The 794-nt window shown below is 61.6% G+C and carries 1 protein-coding gene; it reads right to left on the minus strand.

The annotated features are described in order from the left end of the window. Window positions 1-78 precede the first annotated feature (78 nt). Window positions 79-699 (minus strand): ATP-binding cassette domain-containing protein, encoded by a 621-nt coding sequence (locus AC1D1X_RS24740; RefSeq protein WP_477670356.1) that lies wholly within the window; start codon window positions 697-699, stop codon window positions 79-81. Window positions 700-794: the final 95 nt, after the last annotated feature.

Consider the following 794-nt stretch of genomic DNA (forward strand, 5'->3'; position numbering starts at 1 on the left):
GCTCAACACCACGCGGGCGAAGCTGGCTTACCGCGCCAGAAAACACAGCCTGATTTGAACCGCGTGCGGGGCCGTGGATCAAGCTGCCGGCGCCAGCGCCCCCAGGTAGGCCCTGACCTTCTCGTCGCGCGCCAGCGTGTCGAAGTCAGGCGCTTCGCTGACCGCACCTTTTTGTACAAAGATGAAACGCTCGCAGCATTGCCGCAGGATGTCGACGTGGTAGGGCTCGTTGGGATGCAGGCATAAAAACACCAGGCGGCCGTTGGCCCTGAGTTTGGCGAAGAAGTCCAGCATGAAGCCGATGTAGCCATCCTGCGTGTTGAACTGCGGTTCGTCGAACAGGTGCACCAGCGGCGAATCGCTCTGCGCATGCGCCAGCATGAAGTCGGGTTTGGTCTTTTGAAATGACCGCACCTGGTATGACTGGTGGTAGTGGATCGCCAGCCGGTCGCGTTCGCGTGTGCGCACCTGGTGGATGTCCTGGCCGTTGACCAGCACGCGGCCCGCGCTCGGCAGGTTGCTACCGGTGATCAGTTCGAACAGCGTGGTCTTCCCGGAACCGTTGGGGCCCATGACACCAACCACGCAGGGCTTGTGCACCTCGAAATCGGCGTTCAGTGAAAAGGTGGTCGTCTTGCGGAAGACGCCATGCTGGTATTGCTTGGCGACGTTCTCGACGCGTAACAGTGGATGGCTCATGCTGGCTCAGACTCCCAAAAGCTGCCGGCACAAGGCGGCGTCGTTGCGCAGATCGGCCGCAGGGCCCTCGTGGACGATCACGCCCTGGTTCATCA

This window comes from Polaromonas sp. P1_G4 (genome assembly GCF_056405475.1).